We start from the raw sequence: 20,480 nt of genomic DNA, 5'->3' as shown, positions 1-20,480 counted from the left end.
ATATGTCTAACTTGCCTTGACGCGACGCCAGGCAAACCCGCCTGCTTCCGGCACGGAACCGCGCCCTGGCTGATAGTAACCGGGCGTATCGACCAGACGGTTTTCGCCGAGACGGCCTTGTGCAACCTTGTTCGTCACTTGCAGGCTGTCGAAGCCGGTGCGCAGCATCAGGGCGGCCTGATCGATCAGCACGTCGCCAACAGCGCGCAACTCGCCGGTAAAACCTTCGCGGCGCAAAATCTCGGCCTTGGAATAGGAACGACCGTCATTGAAAGCCGGGAACTGCAAGGCTATCAGCGGCAGGCTGCCCAGATCGTTGAGAAGCGGTTCAATCGCTTCGCCCGGCGCAACCGAAACGCCGATCCGGTGATTGGAGGCGCGGCGGCGCTCTTCATCCAGTCCGAGCCAGACGGCCAGCGGAATGATGATCGCCGGGGCGTCGCCAGCAGCTTCCAGATCGTCGGCAAAGACATAATCGTCTTCGCGAAAGCCATCGGCAGACCAGAGTTTGGTTTCGTTGATATCGCTCATTTCCGGTCACCTGCTCCCAAATTCTTCAAACTATCCGACAGACCCGACAGGTGGATGCCGCATTCTGTCTTTTCTGATCCCGCCCAGCGTCCGGCACGCTGGTCTTCGCCATCACCAACGGGCCGTGTGCAGGGCATGCAGCCGATGGAACGATAGCCCTGCGCGGTCAGGGGATGCGGCGGCAGATCATGCTTTTCGGCATAGGCCTTGAGATCGGCTGCCTGCAAACGCGCCAACGGATTGATACGAATGCGCGGGCCAACCGATTCAAACACGGGCAGGCTTTCGCGTGTCGATGCCTGAAACTGCTTGCGGCCCGTCATCCAGGCCCGATAGGGCGCGACGGCGCGCGCCATCGGCTCAACCTTGCGGATGAAGCAGCAACGATCCTTGTCGGTCATAGACAGCGCACCGAACGGATCATCGCTTTTAAGACTGTCCTCAAGCGGCAGGATATCCTGCACATCGGTCAAACCCAGCCGGTCCACCAAATCATGACGATAATCGAGCGTGGCCCGAAAATGCTTGCCCGTATCGAGAAACAAAACCGGGGTCGCCGGGTCGATTTCCGAGATCATGTGCAAAAGCACAGCCGACTCCGCCCCGAAGGAAGACACGACCGCAATCTGCCCCTCATAGAGTTCACGCGTGACGAGCGCGATCACTTCCTGCGGGGTAGACGCACCGTGGCTGGCCTCCAGAAGGCGGGCTTCGGCGGCAGCGCTTTCTTCAGCATCAAGCTGCACGGCTTATTTCTCCATAAAGCGCGCGTTTGAACGGCTCCATGCCGACGCGGCGATAGGCGGCGAGGAACGTTTCCTCCGGGTTTTCACGCAGGGACAGATAGGTATCCACCACCGTTTCGATGGCATCCACCACTTCTTCCGACGAGAAGCCGCGACCAGTGATTTCACCAATGGTCGAATGCTCATCCGCCGAACCGCCAAGCGTGATCTGATAGAGTTCCTCACCCTTCTTCTCAACGCCCAGAATGCCGATATGGCCGACATGGTGATGGCCGCAGGCATTGATGCAGCCGGAAATCTTGATCTTGAGATCGCCGATTTCAAGCTGGCGCTGCTGGTCACCAAAGCGCTCGGAAATACGCTGCGCCACCGGAATGGAGCGCGCATTAGCAAGGGCGCAATAGTCGAGACCCGGGCAGGCGATGATGTCGGTGATGAGACCGGCATTCGCCGTCACCAGACCATCCGATTGCAGCAGATCGTAGACAGCTGCGAGATCGGCCTTGGCCACATGTGGCAGAACCAGATTCTGCTCGTGGCTGACGCGGATTTCATCAAAGGAATAGGTTTCGGCAATATCCGCCACCAGCTCCATCTGCTCGGCGCTCGCATCGCCGGGAATACCGCCAATGGGCTTCAGCGAAATGGTGACAACCGCATAATCCGGGTTCTTGTGCGGCGTGACATTGCGCGCCACCCAGCTTGCAAATTCCGCATCGGCCTTCTGGGTTACCGCCAGCACTTCCCAGCCTTCCGGCCGTTGCGGCAGGTTCGGCATGCGGAAATAGCTTTCGATGGCGTCGATATCGCGCTGCGGCAGCTTCAGCTCGCCGTAACGAATATCTTCCCATTCGGCATCAATCTCGCGGGTCAGTTCTTCGACGCCCGTTTCATGGACGAGGATCTTGATGCGAGCCTTATACTTGTTGTCGCGACGGCCATGCAGATTATAGACGCGCACGATGGCCGTCACATAGGTCAGCATGTCCTCGAGGGGCAGGAAGTCGCGGATCTTCTTCGCCACCATCGGCGTGCGACCCTGACCGCCGCCAATATAGACGGCCAGCCCCAGATCGCCTGCTTCGTTCTTCTTCAGCTGCAAGCCGATGTCATGCACCTGAATGGCGGCGCGGTCATGCTCCGAGCCGACAATGGCGATCTTGAACTTGCGCGGCAGATAGGAAAACTCCGGATGCAGCGACGACCACTGGCGCAGAATTTCTGCAAACGGACGCGGATCGGCCACTTCGTCGGCGGCAGCGCCTGCGAAATGATCGGCGGTCACGTTGCGAATGCAATTGCCGGAGGTCTGGATGGCGTGCATCTCGACTTCCGCCAGCTCTTCCAGAATACGCGGCACGTCCTTCAGGGCAGGCCAGTTATACTGGATGTTCTGGCGCGTGGTGAAATGGCCGAAGCCACGATCATAGTCGCGTGCAATCGAGCCAAGCCGACGCAACTGACGGCTCGACAGCGTGCCATAGGGGATGGCCACGCGCAGCATATACGCGTGCAATTGCAGATAAAGGCCGTTCATCAGACGCAGCGGCTTGAACTGGTCTTCGGTCAGCTCGCCAGTCAGGCGGCGCTCGACCTGATCCTTGAACTGGGCAACGCGGGCCGCAACAAAATCACGGTCGAATTCATCATAACGGTACATAGTCTAAATCCAGTTCAGAGCATTTCCTGCAAAAGTGGAAACCGGCTTTGCGTCCGGAAATGCGTCAACAGATATTACGAGGCGCGCTTCAAAGCAGGCTTGTCGAGAGGCAAATCGCCGAAGGTCACGATGGTCGGGCCGGACAGGCGGATGCGCTCGCGCAGGCGGATCGGGTAAAGCCCCTCTTCGCGTTCCTCGACATCAATCACATTCACATCGACGACCAGATTGGCTTTCGCTGCAACCTTGCCCGCCTCTTCAAGCGCCGTCACGGCTTCCGCATGGCGGGCGATCAGCGCACCGTCGATGGTCTCCTGCCACGAACCGTCGGCACCGAGCCACACAGCCTGCCCGTCGATCAGCCGGTTTGCAGTGAGAACTTTTACGACCATTTCCAAACTCCAAACTTCTGTTAACCGCGCATCCTGCGGGTTTAGGCTGCGACGGAAACCGGCTTGAGGGCCAGCGCTTCGGCTTTGTCGATTGCGGCACCGGCGACGGCATCGCCAATGATCACCATGACCGGGCCGGAAAGTTCCTTGCGGTTTTCCAGATCCGGCAAATCCTTCAGCGTGCCGTGGAACAGGCGCTTGTCCTGTCGGCTCGCATTTTCCACCACCGCCACGGCGGCATCTTCGTGCAGCCCCGCACCAATCAGGCGTGCAGCAACCGATGCCGCGACCGTGGAGCCCATATAGACGGCAATTGTTGCACCCGAGACGGCGAGCTTCGCCCAGCCCGGCAGCACATCGCCCGTCATGTCATGACCGGTGGTGAACACCAGCGACGAAGCAACACCACGCAATGTCAGCGGCAATTCCATATCGGCAGCGGCAGCAAAGGCTGAGGTGATGCCCGGCACGATTTCGAACCCGATACCAGCAGCACGCAGCGCCGCCATTTCTTCGCCTGCGCGTCCGAATACCAGCGGATCGCCGGATTTCAGCCGCACAACGCGCTTGCCTTCGCGCCCGAGCGTTACCAGCAGGCGGTTGATCTCTTCCTGGCTTTTGGAATGGCAACCCTTGCGCTTGCCAACGGCAAGGCGCTCGGCGTCACGACGGCCCATGGCAATGACGCCTTCCGGCACCAGCGCATCATGCACGATGACATCGGCTTCCATCAAAGCGCGATGGGCGCGCAGGGTCAGCAGATCTTCGGCACCCGGACCGGCGCCGACCAGCCAGACATAACCGGCGGCATTGTCACGCTGCTCGATCAGATCGCTCGCAGCCTTGTAGGCTTCCACGCGGTCGCCATTTTCAATGGCGCTGGCGACACGACCCGAAAAGAACCCGCGCCAGAAACTGCGGCGCGCCAGACCCTTGGGCAGCGCGCGCTCGACCAGCGGTCGCCAGCTTTCGGCAAAATGCGCAAGCTCGCCGAGGCGCGGCGAAAAAGCGGCATCGATACGCGCACGAACCATCTGCGCCAGAACCGGAGCACTTCCTTCCGAACCAATCGCAATCGTCAGCGGCGCACGGTTGACGATGGCAGGCGTCAGGAAATCGCAAAGTGCTGGACGGTCAACGACATTGACCGGAACCTTCTCGGCCTTGACCACGGCAGCAATGGCGCGATCCTGCGCTTCATCGCCGGTCGCCACGAAAACAAGCTTTGCGCCCTCGACATGTTCCGGCGCAAAAGGTGCAGCAATATGCTCCGCACCATGGCTTGCAATGAAATCGGCCAGATGATGCTCTGTTTCTTCGGCAACGATGCGAAGACGTGCGGATGTCTGCGCCACGAGGCGCGCCTTGTTCAAAGCCTCCTCGCCGCCGCCAACGACGACAACCACCTCTTCCGACACCCGGAAGAAGGCAGGAAAATCAGCCAGTAAACGCTTTTGCGGTAGAGACACGGCGCGATCCTTGGGAGCATTTCCAGCGAAAGCCGATACCGGTTTCAGTTACGGAAATGCGTCTGGTAAAAAGATGGCGCCATTATCCATGGAGAGCGGGAGATTTATAAGAAACGGGCTTGCGCGTGAAAATCACGGCGAGCATCACTTTTTCTCAAAACAGCCGATTGCGGGATTTTAATTTCCCATAAGGCCAGAAATATATCCCACAATTTTTATAGGGTTTACATAGACTTATAGATATCGGTTACCGATAATCACCGCTCGTGAAGAAGGCCGGAACATGTTTGGGCCAGCGGCGCGGCAGCACGGCAATCAGGTCGAAACGCAACGACAGACGGGCATGGTCGTGCTGGCGTTGCAGCCAGAGATCGGCTGCGGCTTCGATACGGCGCATGGCCTGCGGTGTGACGGCGAGATGGGCGGCTTCCAGACTGCTGCGCGCCTTGACCTCGACGATGAGCACAAGATTGCCCCGCCGGGAGATCAGATCGATCTCGCCGAGCCGCGTTCTATAGCGCCGCGCGACAATCCGAAAGCCTTTCAAAAGAAGTAGTACAGACGCAAAGCGTTCGGCGCTGTGTCCGCGAAAGAAAGCGCTGCGCTTTTTCTCGCGGAGGTCTGTCATCGCTGATCCGATTTCAGTTGCATAAGGCGCTGATAGAGAACCGATTTCTGCCCGCCAGTCATGCGCGCGGCCTCGCCTGCGGCCTTGGATGGCGGCAGTTCGTCTGCAAGCGACAGAAGCAGCTTGTCGATATCTTCCTCGCTTTGCGGAATGGTGTTGCCTGTCGGCGGACCGACCAGCAGAACCACTTCACCGCGAATGCGATCTTCACCGTCAAACTCCGCTGCAAGTTCACCCAGCGGCGCCGTGCGAATGGTCTCATAGGCCTTGGTCAGTTCGCGGCAGAGCGCGCCCAGACGATCCGGCCCAAACACTTGGGCCATTTCGGCCAGCGTCGCCGCTGTCCGGTTTGGCGATTCATAAAACACCAGCGTCGCGTCGATGCCTTTGAGGCTTTCGAGCTTCGTCTGCTTTTGCCCCTGCTTGGAAGGCAGGAAGCCGCAGAACATGAAGGCGTCGGTTGGCAGGCCGGAAGCGGCAAGTGCAGCCAGAACAGCGGAAGCACCCGGAATGGGAACAACGCGAATACCCGCTTCGCGTGCTTCGCCAACCAGACGAAAACCCGGATCGGAGACAAGCGGTGTGCCCGCATCGGACACCAGCGCAACGCTTTTGCCCGCAGACAGCGCGGCAATCAGCTTTTCACCGGCTTCGGCGGCATTGTGCTCATGATAGCTGATTGGACGGCGGGAAATCCCGTAACGGTCGAGGAGAACGCGGGTCACGCGTGTATCCTCACAGGCCAGAACATCGGCTGCGGCGAGCGTTTCGATGCCGCGCAGCGTCATGTCGCCAAGATTACCGATCGGCGTCGACACGATATAAAGTGCTGGCTCCAGCGGACGGGCGCGCATGGCCGTGCCACCCACCACATAATCGCGCCGTCCATCATCAATATTCTGGGCGCCCATATCTTCAGTCATTGCTTATCCCTCATGCCGCGAGATCGGCCACCAGCGCATCCAGCACCAGCGCACCGTCCGGCGTTGCGCGAATGATGCTGCCGCCCATCGGCTCGATCATGCCCTCGGTGATCAGTTTCGCAAGACGCTTCTGGTCAACATCATGACCCGACAGCCGCTTGTAGCGATCCAGATCGATGCCTTCGCGCAGACGAAGCCCCATCATCAGGAACTCGTCGCCCTCCTGCCCGCCATCGAGATATTCTTCCTCGATAATGCCATGGCCGCGCCGATCAACCTTGTCGAGCCAGGTTTCGGGATGTTTTTCAGTAATCGTGACCGTGCGAACGTCGTTTTCCACGAAACGCCCATGCGCGCCGGGGCCGATGCCGACATATTGCCCATAACGCCAGTAGACGAGATTGTGCTGCGACTCGCGCCCCGGCACCGCATGATTGGAAATCTCATAGGCCGGGAGACCGTGCTCTGCCGTCACCCTTTGCGTTTCTTCATAAAGCGCTGCGGCGTGATCCGGCTCCGGCGTGGTCAGCTTTCCAGCCTTCCAGAGATTGTAGAACTGTGTGCCTTCCTCGATGGTCAGCTGATAGAGCGAGAGGTGATCGGCAGCCAGTCCGATGGCTTCCTTCAGCTCTTCGCGCCAGGCCTCAATGCTCTGGTTCGGGCGTGCATAGATCAAATCAAAAGACAGGCGCGGGAAAATCTCGCGTGCCAGACGAATGGCCGCCTTCGCTTCCTCAACCGAATGCATGCGCCCGAGACGGCGCAAGTCGGGATCGTTGAGCGCCTGAATGCCGAGCGACACGCGATTGACGCCTGCCGCGCGATAGCCGCGAAAACGGTCGGCTTCCACACTGGTCGGGTTGGCTTCCAGCGTCACTTCGATGTCGGGTGCGACAGACCAATGCGACGCAATATTATCGAGCAGAGCGCCCACCGTTTCGGGCTGCATCAGCGATGGTGTGCCGCCGCCCAGAAAAATACTGGTGACGGTGCGCGGGCCGGTGCGTTCGCGCAGCGTTTCCATCTCGCGCCGGAACGCTTCGGAAAACCGCGCCTGATCCACCGGCTTGTGACGGACATGGCTGTTGAAGTCGCAATAAGGGCATTTGGCCAGACAGAACGGCCAATGCACATAAACGCCGAACGCAGTTTCCCCATTCGCACGCGCGATGGGAATCGTGCTCACGCCGTCCACTAACGCCGGTGAAGAGGGAAACAGCTTGTTCATTTCGCGGAAGCCGGCTCCACGTTGAGCACCTTTTCGGCGAAAAGCTTGAAGGCGCGGGCGCGGTGCGACAGGGCCTCATCGTCGCCCGGCTTCCAGCCGTGCTTCTCATCGGCGGTCATTTCGCCAAAGGTCTTTTCGTGGCCCGCCGGCAGGAACACCGGGTCATAGCCGAAGCCGGTCGTGCCGCGCGGCGGCCAGATCAGCACGCCTTCCACTTCGCCGCGGAAATATTCCGCTTCGCCGTCCGGCCATGCAAGGCAGATGACGGAGACGAAACGCGCGCCGCGCTTGTCTGCGGTCGTGGCGCCCTTTTCCTGCAAAAGATCTTCGACCTTGCGCATCGCCATGTTGAAATCACGCGTGCCGTCTTCGGTTTCGGCCCAGTTGGCCGTGTAGACGCCCGGCTCACCATCCAGCGCATCGACCATCATGCCGGAATCGTCGGACAATGCGGGCAGGCCGGTGGCTTCAGCCGCAGCAAGCGCCTTGATATAAGCGTTTTCTTCAAACGTGGTGCCGGTCTCGTCCGGCTCCGGCAAGCCAAGTGCTGCAACAGAGCTGACATCGAAGCCGAACGGGCCGATCAGCCCGTCGAATTCCTTCAGCTTGCCTGCATTATGCGAGGCGACGATCAGCTTGCCTTTTTCCAGCGTTCTCATTTTCAATTCCATAATTTGGGTTCGGCAATCTCCAGCGAATTGCCGGATGGATCGCGGAAATAAATCGAATGTGCGCCATTGGGCCAATCGAAATCAGCCTCAATGGCAACGCCATGCTTTTCCAGATGTTTCCGCCAGCCCTCGATCTCCGCGCGGCTTGCAGCAAAACATACATGACCCAGCCCCGTCGTGCCATGTGGTGGCACAGGCAGATGGCCGGGCAAAGGCGGCTTCAAGGTTTCTTCCGCCTTGAAGAGCAGCAAAATGCCCTCACCACAGCGGAAGAAAGCATTGCGCTCGCTGAGCTGCCCCACCGGTTCCAGCCCCATCGTGTTGCGATAGAATTCTACCGCCTCGGCGACGTCGCGGACATAGAGTGCCGTTTCAAGAATACGTGCAGCGCGCATGGATCAGGTCTCCTCATTCAGATGGAGCAGACCCTGTCCTAGCAGAGCCTGTTCCAAAAGTCGTCCTGTGCGGCTGCAAATACGCTTTTTTGAGTGAGGCTCTTAAGCGACGGCCATTTTCTGCAACGACACAAGACGATCGACACCGCTGCGCGCCAGCTTCATCAGGTTCAGGAATTCTTCTTCCGAGAAAGGCGCGCCCTCGGCAGTGCCCTGAATTTCAACAATGCCGCCCGCGCCGGTCATGACGAAGTTGCTGTCGGTCTGGGCGACGGAATCTTCCGCATAGTCCAGATCGAGAACAGGAGCGCCTTCATAGATGCCGCAGGAAATGGCGGCGACATGGTCCTTCAGCACCTTCTCGACCCGCACCATCTGGCGCGCTTCCATCCAGCGCAGGCATTCATGCAGGGCCACCCAGCCGCCGGTGATGGCTGCGGTGCGCGTGCCGCCATCGGCCTGAATGACATCGCAATCCACCGTGATCTGCACTTCGCCCAGCGCCTGCATGTCCACAACAGCGCGCAAGGATCGTCCGATCAGACGCTGGATTTCCTGCGTGCGTCCGCCCTGCTTGCCAGTGGCGGCTTCGCGGCGCATGCGGTCGCCGGTCGAACGCGGCAGCATGCCGTATTCCGCCGTAACCCAGCCCTTGCCGGTGTTGCGCATCCAGCCCGGCACCTTTTCCTCAAGGCTTGCCGTGCACAGAACATGCGTGTCGCCAAATTTGACCAGGCAAGAGCCTTCCGCATGTTTGGAGATGCCGCGCTCGAAAGAGACGGCGCGCATTTCGTCGGCAGCACGCTTGGATGGACGCATATATCAATTTCCTTGATCGAGTTCTTGGGGATTCAAAGTTTCCGTGCGGCTTTTTAGGCTCCCCGGGCGCAAATAGAAAGGAATTTTGCGCTTCGCCAGCCCAAAGACATGTCGAGAAGTGTTGAGAGGAATGCCAGTATGGAGCTAAAGCCTTTGACGCTTAGCGCCGCAACCTTATATTTAGGGCAAGCAATCAACAGGTTCGCCGCTCTATCATGATCAAATCGCCTGAACATCAGCTTCTGAATTCGCTCGACCAGCGGTCGCGCGAAATTTTCCGGCTGGTCGTCGAGAGCTATCTCAACGACGGCGACCCGGTCGGTTCACGCAATTTGTCCCGCCTGCTGCCGCATTCGCTCTCGCCTGCCACCATTCGCAATGTGATGAGCGATCTGGAGCATCTGGGGCTCATCTATGCGCCGCATGTGTCAGCGGGTCGTCTGCCGACCCAGATCGGCCTGCGCTTTTTCGTCGATGCCTTTATGGAAGTCGGCGATCTGGCGCCGGGCGAACGCTCGTCCATCGAGGCGCAGGTGCGCGCCGCCGGAAACAGCAATTCGGTGGAAAGCGTACTGACCGAGGCAAGCCAGGTCTTGTCTGGTCTGTCGCGTGGCGCCGGTCTCGTGCTCGCCACCAAGACGGAAGGCGCGCTCAAGCATATCGAATTCGTGCGTCTGGAGCCGACCCGCGCGCTTGCCGTGCTGGTGATGCAGAATGGCGATGTGGAAAACCGCGTCATCAATCTGCCGGTCGGCATCAGCGCATCGCAACTGGTCGAGGCGTCGAATTTCCTCAACGCCCATATTCACGGCCACACGCTTTCCGAAGCCAAGGCCGAACTGAAGGTGCTGATGGAGGAAACCCGTCAGGAGCTTGACCAGCTTTCGCAGGAACTTGTCGAACAGGGCCTCGCTGTCTGGGGCGGCACCGGCTCCGACCAGCCGTCGCGGCTGATCGTGCGTGGTCGCGCCAATCTTCTGGAGAACATTCACGCGCAGGAAGATATTGAGCGTCTGCGCCATCTCTTCGACGATCTGGAAACCAAGGACGGCATGGTCCAGCTTCTCGATCTGGCCGAAACCGGTTCGGGTGTGCGCATTTTCATCGGCTCGGAAAACAAGCTGTTTTCGCTGTCCGGCTCGTCGCTGGTGGTCGCGCCCTATCGCGACAGCGAACAGCGGGTCATCGGGGCGCTCGGCGTCATCGGCCCGACCCGTCTCAATTATGCGCGTATCGTTCCGATGGTGGACTATACGGCCCAGATCGTGTCTAGACTTTTGCGGTGAGGTGTCAATCTTACCGGGTCACCAGAAATTAAGCCTTGATTTTAATGGCCTGAAACTCGATATCCGCCCCAGAAGATATTCAAGACGGAAGAAGCATTATGTCTGACGAAAAAAACAAAACCCAGAACCCCGATCTTGAGCAGCGCGACATCAACAATCCTCGGGATCGTGAGGCGCTGAACCGGGCTGCCGCCGATTTCCTGAAAGCGCGCAAGGCGGAAGCCAGCGCCGAAGTTGCGGAAGACGAAGCGGACAATGCGGCTGATGAAACCGCAAACCGGATCCTCGCGCTCGAAGCCGATAACAAGGAACTCAAGGATCAGGTTCTGCGCGTTGCTGCCGAAATGGAAAACCTGCGCAAGCGCACCCAGCGCGACGTGCAGGATGCCCGCACCTATGCGGTGACCAATTTTGCCCGCGACATGCTGTCGGTTTCCGACAATCTGCGCCGCGCCATCGACACCATTCCGGCAGAGATGCTGGAAGCCGACGCCAGCCTGAAGTCTCTGGCCGAAGGCGTGGAAATGACCGAACGCGCCATGTTGCAGGCGCTGGAACGTCACGGTGTCACCAAGCTTGAGCCGGAAGGCCAGAAGTTCGACCCGAATTTCCATCAGGCCATGTTCGAAGTGCCGAACCCGGATCTGCCGAACAACACCGTGGTGCAGGTTGTGCAGGCTGGTTACGCCATTGGCGACCGCGTCCTGCGCCCTGCCATGGTCGGCGTATCCAAGGGCGGCCCGAAAGCTGCTGCCGAGACCGGTGGCGCGGAAGGCGACAGCTGATAAGCAGCGTCATCGAAATTACAAAAAGAGCGGCGGTCCATCCGCCGCTTTTTTGTATCTGCTGACCTGCGCTCATACAGGCATATTGCCAAGGCGCGCAGAGCAATAGAAAATCGCGTCACATATCTTGCTGGGGGGAGCCGCGTGACCGTCGTACAGTTTCTGAACTTTGCGGGTGTTTTCGTCTTCGCGGCAACAGGCGCGCTTGCCGCCTCGCGGCGACAGCTCGACATTGTCGGCTTCATCTTTCTTGCCAATATCACCGGTATCGGCGGCGGAACGCTGCGCGATCTAATCCTGAGCACGCCAGTTTTCTGGGTTCAGGAGCCGATCTACCTGCTGGCGGGCACACTGGCCGCGTTCGCGGTCTATTTTACCGCCCATATGGTGGAATCACGCTATCGCGTGCTGCTCTGGCTCGATGCCATCGGCATGTCGGCCTATACGGTGATGGGTGCGGCCAAGGGACTTGCGCTCGGCGTCAGCGCACCGGTGGCCATCGTCACCGGCATTTTTACAGCCACACTCGGCGGTATCCTGCGCGATATGGTGGCTGGAGAGCCATCGGTAATCATGCGGCGGGAAATCTATATCACGGCGGCGCTGGCCGGAGCCTGCCTCTATGTCGGGCTGGCGCGCCTTGGCGTCGATCCGTTCTTTTCGGCAGTGGTCGCGGCGCTGACCAGCTTTACCGTGCGCGGCGGAGCGCTTTATTTCGGCTGGAACCTGCCGGTTTATAAGAGTCGCCCCGGTCGCACCGAAGAAGAACTCCAGCGCGACCGGATCATTCGGTCCGAATAGTCAGATTAGATCAGGCCGGCCTGACTTGCAGCGGCCTGAAGGCTGAGCAGCGGACGCGGGCCCATCTGCTGGATGATGAGACCGGCGGCAAGCGAGCCGAGCCGTGCGCAATCTTCCAGCGAGCGGTCCTTGGTATAACCATAGAGGAAGCCAGCCGCATAAAGATCGCCCGCGCCGGTCGTGTCGACCAGTTCGTCGATCTCGATGGCGGGAACGGTCAGCGTCTGATCGGGCGTCACAATGACTGCACCCTTTTCCGAGCGCGTGATGATCGACAGCTTGCAATCCATACGCATCGAGGCAATCGCCGTTTCGAGCGATTTGGTCTGGTAGAGCGACTTGGCTTCGTCCTCATTGGCGAAAACGATATCGACCGTGCGCTTGCGCATCAGGTCGAGGAACTCTTCACGATAACGGTCCACACAGAACGGATCGGAAAGCGTCATGGCCACTTCATGGCCCGCCTCATGCGCGATCTTCGAAGCCATCACGATGGCTTCCTTGGCGCGGGGCGGATCCCACAGATAGCCTTCGAAATAGGTGACCTTGGCATCGGCGACCTTGGAGGTCTCGACGTCTTCCGGTCCAAGCTCGACGCAGGCGCCGAGGAAAGTATTCATCGAGCGTTCGCCATCCGGCGTCACGAAAATCATCGAGCGTGCGGTCGGCGAACCCTTTTCCAGCGGACGCGTATCGAAGGCCACGCCCTGTGCGCGGATGTCATGCGCGAAGACACGTCCGAGATGGTCAGTTGCCACCTTGCCGAAATAGGCGGAACGTCCGCCGAGGCTGGCGACACCTGCCGCCGTATTGCCCGCGCTGCCGCCGGACATTTCGGTCGCCGGACCTGCAATGCGGCTATAGAGCAATTCTGCACGATCGGCATCGATCAGGTTCATTGCGCCTTTGACGATACCGTTGGTTTCAAGAAATGAGTCGTCCGTACGCGAGAGAATATCGACAATGGCATTGCCGATGCAAAGAACGTCGAATGTGGCCATGAGCTCGAAAAGCTCCCCTTTTTTCAATTCTCCGGCCCGCCCTTAATCTTGGCAGGAGGAGGCTTTGGCGCCAGCTATCTATCTTGCACATGATGCGGTGGGATAGATATTCGGGTGCGGGTTTAGCCTTTTGCTCTCTCTTTGGCTACCCCGCCGCGATCTTGCGATGTGGGTAGCCCGGCTTGCGCGGCCCGTTGGCCGTACCTATTTTCATTTCGTCCACAGCCAAAACAGGCTCAAAACGGAAAAAGAATGATCATAGACGCCGCCTTGAAAGCCCTGAATCGTCTGCTGACGCCGGAGTTTCGCTCGGTTTTCTGGAAGACTCTGGGTTTGACGCTTTTGCTGCTGGCCGGTCTCTGGGTCAGTATTCGTCAAATCTTTTTTATCTATGCCTGGCCGTGGATGGAGCAATTGCTTCCAGGCATGCCTGCATGGGCAGGCTGGCTTGGTATTGTTGCCGCCATCGCGGCGGGGCTTGGACTAGCGCTTGTTCTGGCGCTGATGATCGCGCCCGTCACGGCGCTTGTGGCGGGTCTGTTTCTTGATGACGTTGCCGAAGTGGTCGAGCGCACGGATTATCCGAACGACCCGGCAGGCGACGCCCTACCGCTTGGACGTTCCATCGTCGTTTCACTGAAATTTCTCGGCGTGGTGATCCTCGGCAATCTTGTGGCTCTCGCCCTGCTGTTTGTGCCGGGGATCAACCTGATTGCCTTTTTCGTCATCAACGCCTATCTGCTCGGGCGCGAATTTTTCGAATTCGCCGCCATGCGCTATCGCAGCGAAGCGGAAGCCAAGGCGCTGCGCTCCCATTATGGCGTGACGGTCTTTCTGGCGGGCCTGCTGATCGCCGGTTTCATGGCCATTCCACTGGTCAATCTGTTGACCCCGCTTTTTGCAGCAGCGCTGATGGTACATCTGCACAAGGCCATTTCGCAGCGCGAGACTGCCAAGCCTGTCAGAACTTACGCCTGAGGCGGGAGCGGAATCAGCGCGGCTGGCACATCGCAGGTCTTTTCCGGCGATTTGCAGATATCGGCGATGACACAATGCTCGCATTCCGGCTTGCGCGCCTTGCAGGTATAGCGCCCATGCAGGATCAGCCAGTGATGGGCGTGCAGCATATATTCCGCCGGAATGACCCGCACCAATATCGCCTCGACTGCTTCCGGCGTCTTGCCCGGCGCCAGACCGATCCGGTTACCGATACGCAAGATGTGCGTGTCCACTGCCATGGTCGGCTGGCCGAACGACATGTTGAGCACGACATTGGCCGTCTTGCGCCCGACACCCGGCAGCTTGACCAGCGCGTCGCGGTCGCCCGGCACCTCACCGCCATGGTCGCGGATCAGTGCTTCCGAAAGCAGAATGACGTTCTTCGCCTTGTTGCGCCAAAGGCCGATGGTGCGAATATAGTTGCCGACCTTTTCCTCGCCCAGCGCCAACATTTTCTGCGGCGTGTCGGCAACCGCAAACAGACCGCGCGTCGCCTTGTTGACGCCCGCATCGGTCGCCTGAGCAGACAGCACCACAGCCACCAGCAAGGTGAACGCGTTCACATGCTCCAGTTCGCCCTTCGGTTCCGGGCGCTGCACGGAGAAGCGGCGGAAGATTTCGTGAATCTCGTCGGCCGTATAAAGCGTACCGGCCACGCGGCGCGGGCGGCGAACGGCAGGGCTGGCTGCCGGGCTGCTTGCGGCGACGGAAACGGTCACGGGCGATTTGATTTTGGCCTTTTGCATTCTGTCTCTATACTGAGGTCTGTTCCTGGAAGACAACCCGCAGCTTGACGCAGGCGGCTTTCAGATCAAGGGTTCAGACTTCAATGCACCATCCAGACGGCGCGGAACCGGACAGGTTCGAGACCCCTATTTTTGAAGCCTTGCTGACGCCCTATCGCTCGCTGGGGCGCACGGGCTTCACCGTCCTGATGGCAGCACTTATCGGCTGCTGGTTGTTTGTCGGAATTTTGTTCTGGTCCATCGGCGCATGGCCGATCTTCGGCTTTTTCGGCCTCGATGTGCTGCTGATCTATCTGGCATTTCGCTGGAATTACCGCTCCGCCCGGGCGCGTGAAGAGATTTCCGTTTCGCGCGCAGCCCTGCATATCCGCCAATATGCCCCTTCCGGCAAAATGACGGCGCATCAGTTCAACCCGTTCTGGACGCGCTTTCGCGTGGCGCGAAAGCCGGATATCGGCATTACGGATATGAGCGTTGAAAGCCGCGACAAGCACGTCGCCATCGGCAGTTTTCTGAACCCCGACGACCGCGAAAATTTCGCCAACGCCTTTCGCGCAGCCTTGGCCGAGGCACGACGGTAGAGCGCGTTTCAGTATGTGCTAAGTTTGACACTACCCGCCCCGCAACAGTGGCGGGTATCGCCCTCCCCCATCGTCGTTTTACGATATGACGAAGGGGGATTCCGGCATTGGCCCTTGAAGTCGGGCTTTTCACAAGCCATATCAGTTAGCGGAGAGATACGCCGAACGGGTTCTCTTCATAACGGTCGCTTCTCATCAAGGACTGATGCAATGACAAGAATGACTCCGTTTTCGAGCCCTCTCTTGCTCGGATTCGACACGATGGAAAAGACACTCGAACGGATTGCCAAATCCGGCGATGGCTACCCACCCTATAATATCGAACGCCTACGCGGTGAAACAGGCTCCGAGCGCTTGCGCATCACGCTTGCCGTGGCAGGTTTTGCCAGCGAAGATCTCGACGTCATGACGGAAGACAACCAGCTTGTCATCCGCGGGCGACAGACCGACGACACCGAACGCGAATATCTGCACCGCGGCATCGCGGCCCGTCAGTTTCAGCGTGTGTTCGTGCTGGCCGATGGCATGCGGGTGTTGGGTTGCGAGTTGAAAAACGGTCTTCTCGCTGTCGATCTCGACCGACCGGAACCGGAACGGCTGATCAAGAAAATCAACATAGCTGTGAAAGACTGAAAAACGTTCAGGTTTCGTTCAGTCATTAAGGCTATGATAATTATCGTGAAGCTCTGGTGCGGCATAGCCGTGAATGGTGTGCCGCTCAAATGGAGGCTAAGACCATGAACAGACAGGTTCTCACCGAAAATGAATTCGCTCATCTGGGCGAAGGTGAAATTGCCTACGTACGCAAGATCCGCTCCGACGACCTTGCACGCAGCTTCCCTGCCCTCCCACCAATCGAGCCTGGCCTTGAACTCTGGGCTCTCTTTGGCGCAAGCGGCGAGCCGATTGTGCTCTCCGATGTCCGCGCCACGGCGTTGCAAGGCGCGCACGAACACGAATTACGCACGGTGCTGCTCAACTAAAATGGCAGCCCTCTCGAATGTGCAGCGATAGCGGTTTAAAAGTGCCACTTTAAACCGCTATCAACGTTGAGTTATCACCAAATACAAAAATTAGTTGGGACGAATTCCGCCATCATATCCCTGATAACAACGCTCATAGCAATGATCGTAACATTTCCTATATCCATCAGGACCTCCGGAAACCCCATGACAAATATTCATGGCGCGCTCGAGGCAATATTTTATTTTTTTACTCGAAGATTCATCGGCCAACGCTGAATTAAATGCAAAAAGAATAGAAGATGATGCGATTATCAATTTTATCATTGAATTCACCCTATAAAAACAAATTTAGATATTTTCTTTATATCTATGATATCTATTCTTTTAAAAACTCCTCATATTTAATTAACTGTTTATATGTTGCGCGGGTTTTTCCCGCGAACGGTTCTCACACTGAGGCGATGCCTCTGTTTGTACTCACCAGAAAATGCAGAGCCAGCGGCTGGCTGTATGACCGCTAATGAGAAGCCAAACTTTTTGGATCATCGAATAATCCCTCTCTTCTCTCCTCAAGCTTGAAGGCATGATAAAATGAAGCCCTTCACCTCGAGATCGATAGATTGAGGGGCTTTTTTGGATAACGGATACTCGCTCAGGGCCAGCTCCAAAAATTGCCCTCGTCGCACACATGCCGCATTTTGATTCAGGCGCCTAAAAGCGACAGCTCAGAAGGGCAGTTTCCAACCGAAAAGGATGCAGAAACGGATCAAGGAGAATCCGTTCGGGTCGCGCCAAATTATGCCCAAACCTTGAAACAGCTCTCACTCAATGGATTTGATGTCGAAGAACAACGAGTGGAGAACACCCCTGATGGGCCTATCCAAGCGCTAACAGACGCGTATGAACACGAATTACGCATGGTTCTGTTCAACTAAAATGACAGCCTCGTTGAATGCGCAACGATAGCGGCGGTACCATGCAGAGCCGCTATCGCTATCATTGCGTGGTTAGCGTCAGAGACCAGACCTAGTCTTTACTGCTTCGAGCAAAACGCCTTGGCGTTATTAAAGCGCCTTATATATGAAGCGTAAAACCAGGCTCCATGCCCGTCCTGAACTGCTTGCTTATAAGCCTCGGTAGCCGCCGCCTGCTCGTTCCTGACACATTCTTCAAAGGTCTTGGTATCCGCCAAAGCAGAACCGGAAGCAGCAAAAAGAGACACTAGTAATAAAGCATATTTCTTCATCTATTTACCTATGTTTTCTAAAAATCGGCACCCCGAATAGGTACGAAATCTTAATGTGAAGATTAAAATATCGCCAAATTCAGAATCTGACTCTACAATGAAAGAAGTGGTCTATTTCTCATAAATCAAAATATTTACGCGGAACGACACGTAATCTAGATAAAAATAGGCGGCAATATGAAAGTAATCTTACATGAGATCATTCATATTCTGATATAATAACTATACTATCATATATTATGCCAAAGAAATTTATTTAATCTTGGCTGTTCTTCAAGCAGTTACTGTATTCTCGGTTGAAACAGTTCTGATAAGCACCAGAACCTTCCGGATTATACTTGCAAGTTTCCTTAGCCTTGTTCCAGCACATCAATCGATTGTCCGCCGCAGAAGCAGTCGAAACCATAGTTCCATAAGAAGCAATCAAAGAAACCAATACATATACATACTTATTCATTTCTATCTTCCTTTCATATTTCTGTAACATAACTATCTCTATATAAATATTTAAATTATGAAATCCTAATAATGAGCGAGCGTTTTTAGAGCACGTTTCGATCTGATTGGATCAGATCTGCGCCCTAATTCTTAGTTTTAACGCACATCATTTCCGAAAGCCGTTTCACACTTTTTGGGATGCGCTCTAAACTTGTTATTTGTGCCAATACAACGCTACTCAAATAATCGAGGACTTTGATCTGAGTAAAACGTGGGAGGAGATTTTCTGGCCAGCATAAGTCCCACGATAATATGCGATGGCGCTCCCCTGAAAACTTCTTAAAAGACTAGTTCAAGAAGCTATACTTACGAGCTCAATCATGAGCGCGTGAAGTCAAATGGACGCGCCTAAATCCTTGTTTAAAGGCGCGCCCATCCGAAAAATAGACCGTATTCTGCTGGAAATACTTGAAAGCCCCGGTACAAACAAATCTGGGCTTTAGAGCGCCGTTTAATCCGATTGCATCAGACCCGGCGCTCTAAAATCTTTACTGGAAGCATAATCTTATCGACCTTCATCTCACGCCGGTCGGATTATGCTTTTAGTCTCAGGCGGCGTTGGACGTCGGCTGGGCTGTCAAAAATGAATAGAGCGCCTGTGCATCATGGGTGCCTCGCAGCTTGGCGACCATATCCGGATCGCGGAGCATACGCGCAATGCGCGACAAGGCTTTCAGATGATCGGCCCCGGCATTTTCCGGAGCCAATAGCAGGAAAACGAGATCGACAGGCTGATCGTCCAGCGCCTCGAAATCAACCGGCGTTTCAAGGCGCGCGAAGATACCGGCAATCTTGCCGATATTCGCCAGCTTGCCGTGTGGAATAGCCACACCGCTGCCCACCCCGGTCGAACCGAGGCGTTCACGCTGGAGAATTGTTTCGAAAACTTCACGCTCAGGGAGACCGGTCAGTTCCGCAGCCTTTTCAGACAAAATCTGCAAAAGCTGTTTTTTGGAGCTGGCTTTCAGCGCGGGGATAATCGCCCCCGGCTGAATCAGATCACTAAGATCCATTCTCTCCGTTCCTTCTTCAATCAGGCCGTTTGCGGCCCGGTTTTAGGAAGCGCACGCAACTACCCACGAATGGGTCCGCCCTTCACAGCGGTTACGCATAACGTGCGCTTCGGGTTTGCCGTCAGACGCGAGGCGCGGCCTGGCGGGTAACCGTCGATGGGTCAACCCAGCCGATATTGCCGTCCGCTCGACGGTAGACGATGTTTACTTCATCATTGCCCGCGTTCCGGAAAACCAGAACCGGATTTTCAATCAGATCAAGCTCGACCACCGCCGAAGCCACCGACATGGTGCGCAGGGCGACAGACGTTTCCGCCACGATGGTAGGCGCATAATCGGCCGGAAGCTCCTCCTCTTCCTCCGGAAGCGGTGCCATAACACGATATGCCACGTCGTCATAGATCGCATTTGGCTGAGTAGCCGTACGCGACTTCAGACGGCGCTTATAGCGCCGAAGGCGGGTTTCAATCTTGTCCGCTGCCGCATCAAAAGCCAGCTGCGGATCCTGCGCATCACCAGTGCTTTGTAGCGTCGCACCACTGTCGAGGTGCAATGTACAATCCGCACTGAACCGTGAGCCGGACTTTGAGACCGTTACCTGCCCGGAAAAGCCATGATCGAAATATTTGCCGACCGTTTCATTCACCCGATCTACGATCCGGGTTGTGAAAGCTTCACCGACGTCCATATGCTTTCCAGATACACGCAGAGTCATTTGGCACACCTCATTTGCGTTACACCACAGGGCTTAGTCTAATCACAAGGCAAGCGAAGCGCAAAGCGAACCGTCATCAAAGATGGCATTCATCCTACGGGTTTTTCAGACTTGATCCGGTTTGCCGGTCAGAGCCTTGAAACACCTTCAAAATCCACGCTTTTCCGATCAAAAACCGGTCAAACGGCACCTTGAACATTCCTTGTCTTATGCAACGCCCCAAACGCGTGATCGTTGCCCTTTCTGCTAAACTGCCTTTCCTTTAAGCATTCGGACATCCGCTAACTCTTTCAGAAAAAGCCGATGCATATTTTGTGCCACATTCGCAAAAGCCCGCAAAACCGGACTAATCCAGCTTTTTCGGGCAAGCGCTGCAGCGCGA

The 20,480-nt window shown here is 56.8% G+C and carries 24 protein-coding genes; 7 read left to right on the top strand and 17 right to left on the bottom strand.

Features of this window, described 5'->3' with window-relative positions:
* Positions 1–6: 6 nt before the first annotated feature.
* The 11 genes from FHW03_RS02520 to rph all read right to left on the bottom strand — a co-directional run bounded on the left by FHW03_RS02520 (position 7) and on the right by rph (position 9,462).
* Positions 7–531, bottom strand: a complete 525-nt coding sequence (locus FHW03_RS02520; RefSeq protein ID WP_182519205.1) for a DUF934 domain-containing protein — start codon at positions 529–531, stop codon at positions 7–9.
* Complete coding sequence (locus tag FHW03_RS02515) at positions 528–1,277, bottom strand: phosphoadenylyl-sulfate reductase (protein ID WP_182519204.1); 750 nt, start codon at positions 1,275–1,277, stop codon at positions 528–530. The genes FHW03_RS02520 and FHW03_RS02515 overlap by 4 nt, the downstream gene beginning before the upstream one ends.
* A complete protein-coding gene (locus FHW03_RS02510) occupies positions 1,267–2,937 on the bottom strand; it encodes a nitrite/sulfite reductase (protein WP_182519203.1) in 1,671 nt (556 codons plus the stop codon). Before FHW03_RS02510 ends, FHW03_RS02515 begins: the two co-directional genes overlap by 11 nt.
* A 74-nt stretch (positions 2,938–3,011) precedes the next feature.
* Positions 3,012–3,329: a DUF2849 domain-containing protein gene (locus FHW03_RS02505; RefSeq protein ID WP_151654317.1), complete on the bottom strand. Its 318-nt coding sequence runs from the start codon at positions 3,327–3,329 to the stop codon at positions 3,012–3,014.
* A gap of 41 nt (positions 3,330–3,370) precedes the next feature.
* Positions 3,371–4,798, bottom strand: coding sequence for a siroheme synthase CysG (gene cysG, locus FHW03_RS02500; RefSeq protein WP_182519202.1), 1,428 nt, complete (start codon positions 4,796–4,798; stop codon positions 3,371–3,373).
* Between the two features lie 247 nt (positions 4,799–5,045).
* Positions 5,046–5,426, bottom strand: coding sequence for a YraN family protein (locus tag FHW03_RS02495; RefSeq protein ID WP_182519201.1), 381 nt, complete (start codon positions 5,424–5,426; stop codon positions 5,046–5,048).
* Positions 5,423–6,337 (bottom strand): 16S rRNA (cytidine(1402)-2'-O)-methyltransferase, encoded by a 915-nt coding sequence (gene rsmI, locus FHW03_RS02490; protein ID WP_377514045.1) that lies wholly within the window; start codon positions 6,335–6,337, stop codon positions 5,423–5,425. The genes FHW03_RS02495 and rsmI overlap by 4 nt, the downstream gene beginning before the upstream one ends.
* 22 nt (positions 6,338–6,359) lie before the next feature.
* On the bottom strand, positions 6,360–7,577 hold the full coding sequence (gene hemW / locus FHW03_RS02485; protein ID WP_078339623.1) for a radical SAM family heme chaperone HemW: 1,218 nt from the start codon (positions 7,575–7,577) through the stop codon (positions 6,360–6,362).
* Positions 7,574–8,236, bottom strand: a complete 663-nt coding sequence (gene rdgB / locus FHW03_RS02480; RefSeq protein ID WP_182519199.1) for an RdgB/HAM1 family non-canonical purine NTP pyrophosphatase — start codon at positions 8,234–8,236, stop codon at positions 7,574–7,576. Before rdgB ends, hemW begins: the two co-directional genes overlap by 4 nt.
* 2 nt (positions 8,237–8,238) lie before the next feature.
* Entirely contained in the window at positions 8,239–8,643 is a 405-nt protein-coding gene (locus FHW03_RS02475) for a VOC family protein (protein WP_182519198.1), read from the bottom strand.
* Between the two features lie 102 nt (positions 8,644–8,745).
* Positions 8,746–9,462 carry a ribonuclease PH gene (gene rph, locus FHW03_RS02470; RefSeq protein WP_078339626.1) on the bottom strand — a complete coding sequence of 239 codons (717 nt, stop codon included), beginning with the start codon at positions 9,460–9,462 and terminating at the stop codon, positions 8,746–8,748.
* Positions 9,463–9,677: 215 nt separating this feature from the next.
* Between rph and hrcA the strand changes: the two genes are divergently transcribed.
* From hrcA to FHW03_RS02455, 3 genes are all read left to right on the top strand, one after another.
* Positions 9,678–10,748, top strand: coding sequence for a heat-inducible transcriptional repressor HrcA (gene hrcA, locus FHW03_RS02465; protein WP_182519197.1), 1,071 nt, complete (start codon positions 9,678–9,680; stop codon positions 10,746–10,748).
* A gap of 98 nt (positions 10,749–10,846) precedes the next feature.
* A complete protein-coding gene (grpE, locus tag FHW03_RS02460; RefSeq protein ID WP_182519196.1) occupies positions 10,847–11,533 on the top strand; it encodes a nucleotide exchange factor GrpE in 687 nt (228 codons plus the stop codon).
* Positions 11,534–11,677: 144 nt separating this feature from the next.
* On the top strand, positions 11,678–12,334 hold the full coding sequence (locus tag FHW03_RS02455; protein WP_078339629.1) for a trimeric intracellular cation channel family protein: 657 nt from the start codon (positions 11,678–11,680) through the stop codon (positions 12,332–12,334).
* A 5-nt stretch (positions 12,335–12,339) separates the two neighbouring features.
* On the opposite strand, the gene FHW03_RS02450 is transcribed toward FHW03_RS02455, so the two are convergent.
* A complete protein-coding gene (locus FHW03_RS02450) occupies positions 12,340–13,335 on the bottom strand; it encodes an adenosine kinase (protein WP_182519195.1) in 996 nt (331 codons plus the stop codon).
* A gap of 252 nt (positions 13,336–13,587) precedes the next feature.
* Here FHW03_RS02450 and FHW03_RS02445 point away from each other — a divergent pair, with 252 nt between their 5' ends.
* Positions 13,588–14,313, top strand: coding sequence for a sulfate transporter family protein (locus FHW03_RS02445; protein WP_182519194.1), 726 nt, complete (start codon positions 13,588–13,590; stop codon positions 14,311–14,313).
* Here the strand turns inward: FHW03_RS02445 and nth are convergent.
* Entirely contained in the window at positions 14,304–15,080 is a 777-nt protein-coding gene (gene nth / locus FHW03_RS02440; RefSeq protein ID WP_182519193.1) for an endonuclease III, read from the bottom strand. The two genes, FHW03_RS02445 and nth, sit on opposite strands and share 10 nt — an antisense overlap.
* A gap of 83 nt (positions 15,081–15,163) precedes the next feature.
* Here nth and FHW03_RS02435 point away from each other — a divergent pair, with 83 nt between their 5' ends.
* The 3 genes from FHW03_RS02435 (at position 15,164) to FHW03_RS02425 (ending at position 16,644) form a co-directional block, all read left to right on the top strand.
* Positions 15,164–15,661, top strand: coding sequence for a DUF2244 domain-containing protein (locus tag FHW03_RS02435; RefSeq protein WP_182519192.1), 498 nt, complete (start codon positions 15,164–15,166; stop codon positions 15,659–15,661).
* A gap of 210 nt (positions 15,662–15,871) precedes the next feature.
* Complete coding sequence (locus FHW03_RS02430) at positions 15,872–16,294, top strand: Hsp20 family protein (RefSeq protein ID WP_182519191.1); 423 nt, start codon at positions 15,872–15,874, stop codon at positions 16,292–16,294.
* Between the two features lie 104 nt (positions 16,295–16,398).
* Positions 16,399–16,644, top strand: a complete 246-nt coding sequence (locus FHW03_RS02425; protein ID WP_078339635.1) for a DUF1150 family protein — start codon at positions 16,399–16,401, stop codon at positions 16,642–16,644.
* Positions 16,645–17,659: 1,015 nt separating this feature from the next.
* Here FHW03_RS02425 and FHW03_RS02420 read toward each other — a convergent pair.
* The 4 genes from FHW03_RS02420 to hpf all read right to left on the bottom strand — a co-directional run bounded on the left by FHW03_RS02420 (position 17,660) and on the right by hpf (position 20,098).
* Positions 17,660–17,872 (bottom strand): hypothetical protein, encoded by a 213-nt coding sequence (locus tag FHW03_RS02420; RefSeq protein WP_182519190.1) that lies wholly within the window; start codon positions 17,870–17,872, stop codon positions 17,660–17,662.
* A 256-nt stretch (positions 17,873–18,128) separates the two neighbouring features.
* The gene (locus FHW03_RS02415; protein ID WP_182519189.1) at positions 18,129–18,329 is read right to left on the bottom strand and encodes a hypothetical protein; all 201 of its coding nucleotides are present in this window, start codon (positions 18,327–18,329) and stop codon (positions 18,129–18,131) included.
* 589 nt (positions 18,330–18,918) lie between these two features.
* Positions 18,919–19,383, bottom strand: a complete 465-nt coding sequence (ptsN, locus tag FHW03_RS02410; protein ID WP_182519188.1) for a PTS IIA-like nitrogen regulatory protein PtsN — start codon at positions 19,381–19,383, stop codon at positions 18,919–18,921.
* Between the two features lie 121 nt (positions 19,384–19,504).
* Positions 19,505–20,098: a ribosome hibernation-promoting factor, HPF/YfiA family gene (hpf, locus tag FHW03_RS02405; RefSeq protein WP_078339639.1), complete on the bottom strand. Its 594-nt coding sequence runs from the start codon at positions 20,096–20,098 to the stop codon at positions 19,505–19,507.
* Positions 20,099–20,480 lie beyond the last annotated feature (382 nt).

It is taken from the genome of Ochrobactrum sp. RH2CCR150, from assembly GCA_014138095.1.
Taxonomy (GTDB): Bacteria; Pseudomonadota; Alphaproteobacteria; order Rhizobiales; family Rhizobiaceae; genus Brucella; species Brucella gambitense.
The sequence above is the reverse complement of the archived record's forward strand: the minus strand, read 5'-3'. Positions and strand labels throughout refer to the sequence as shown.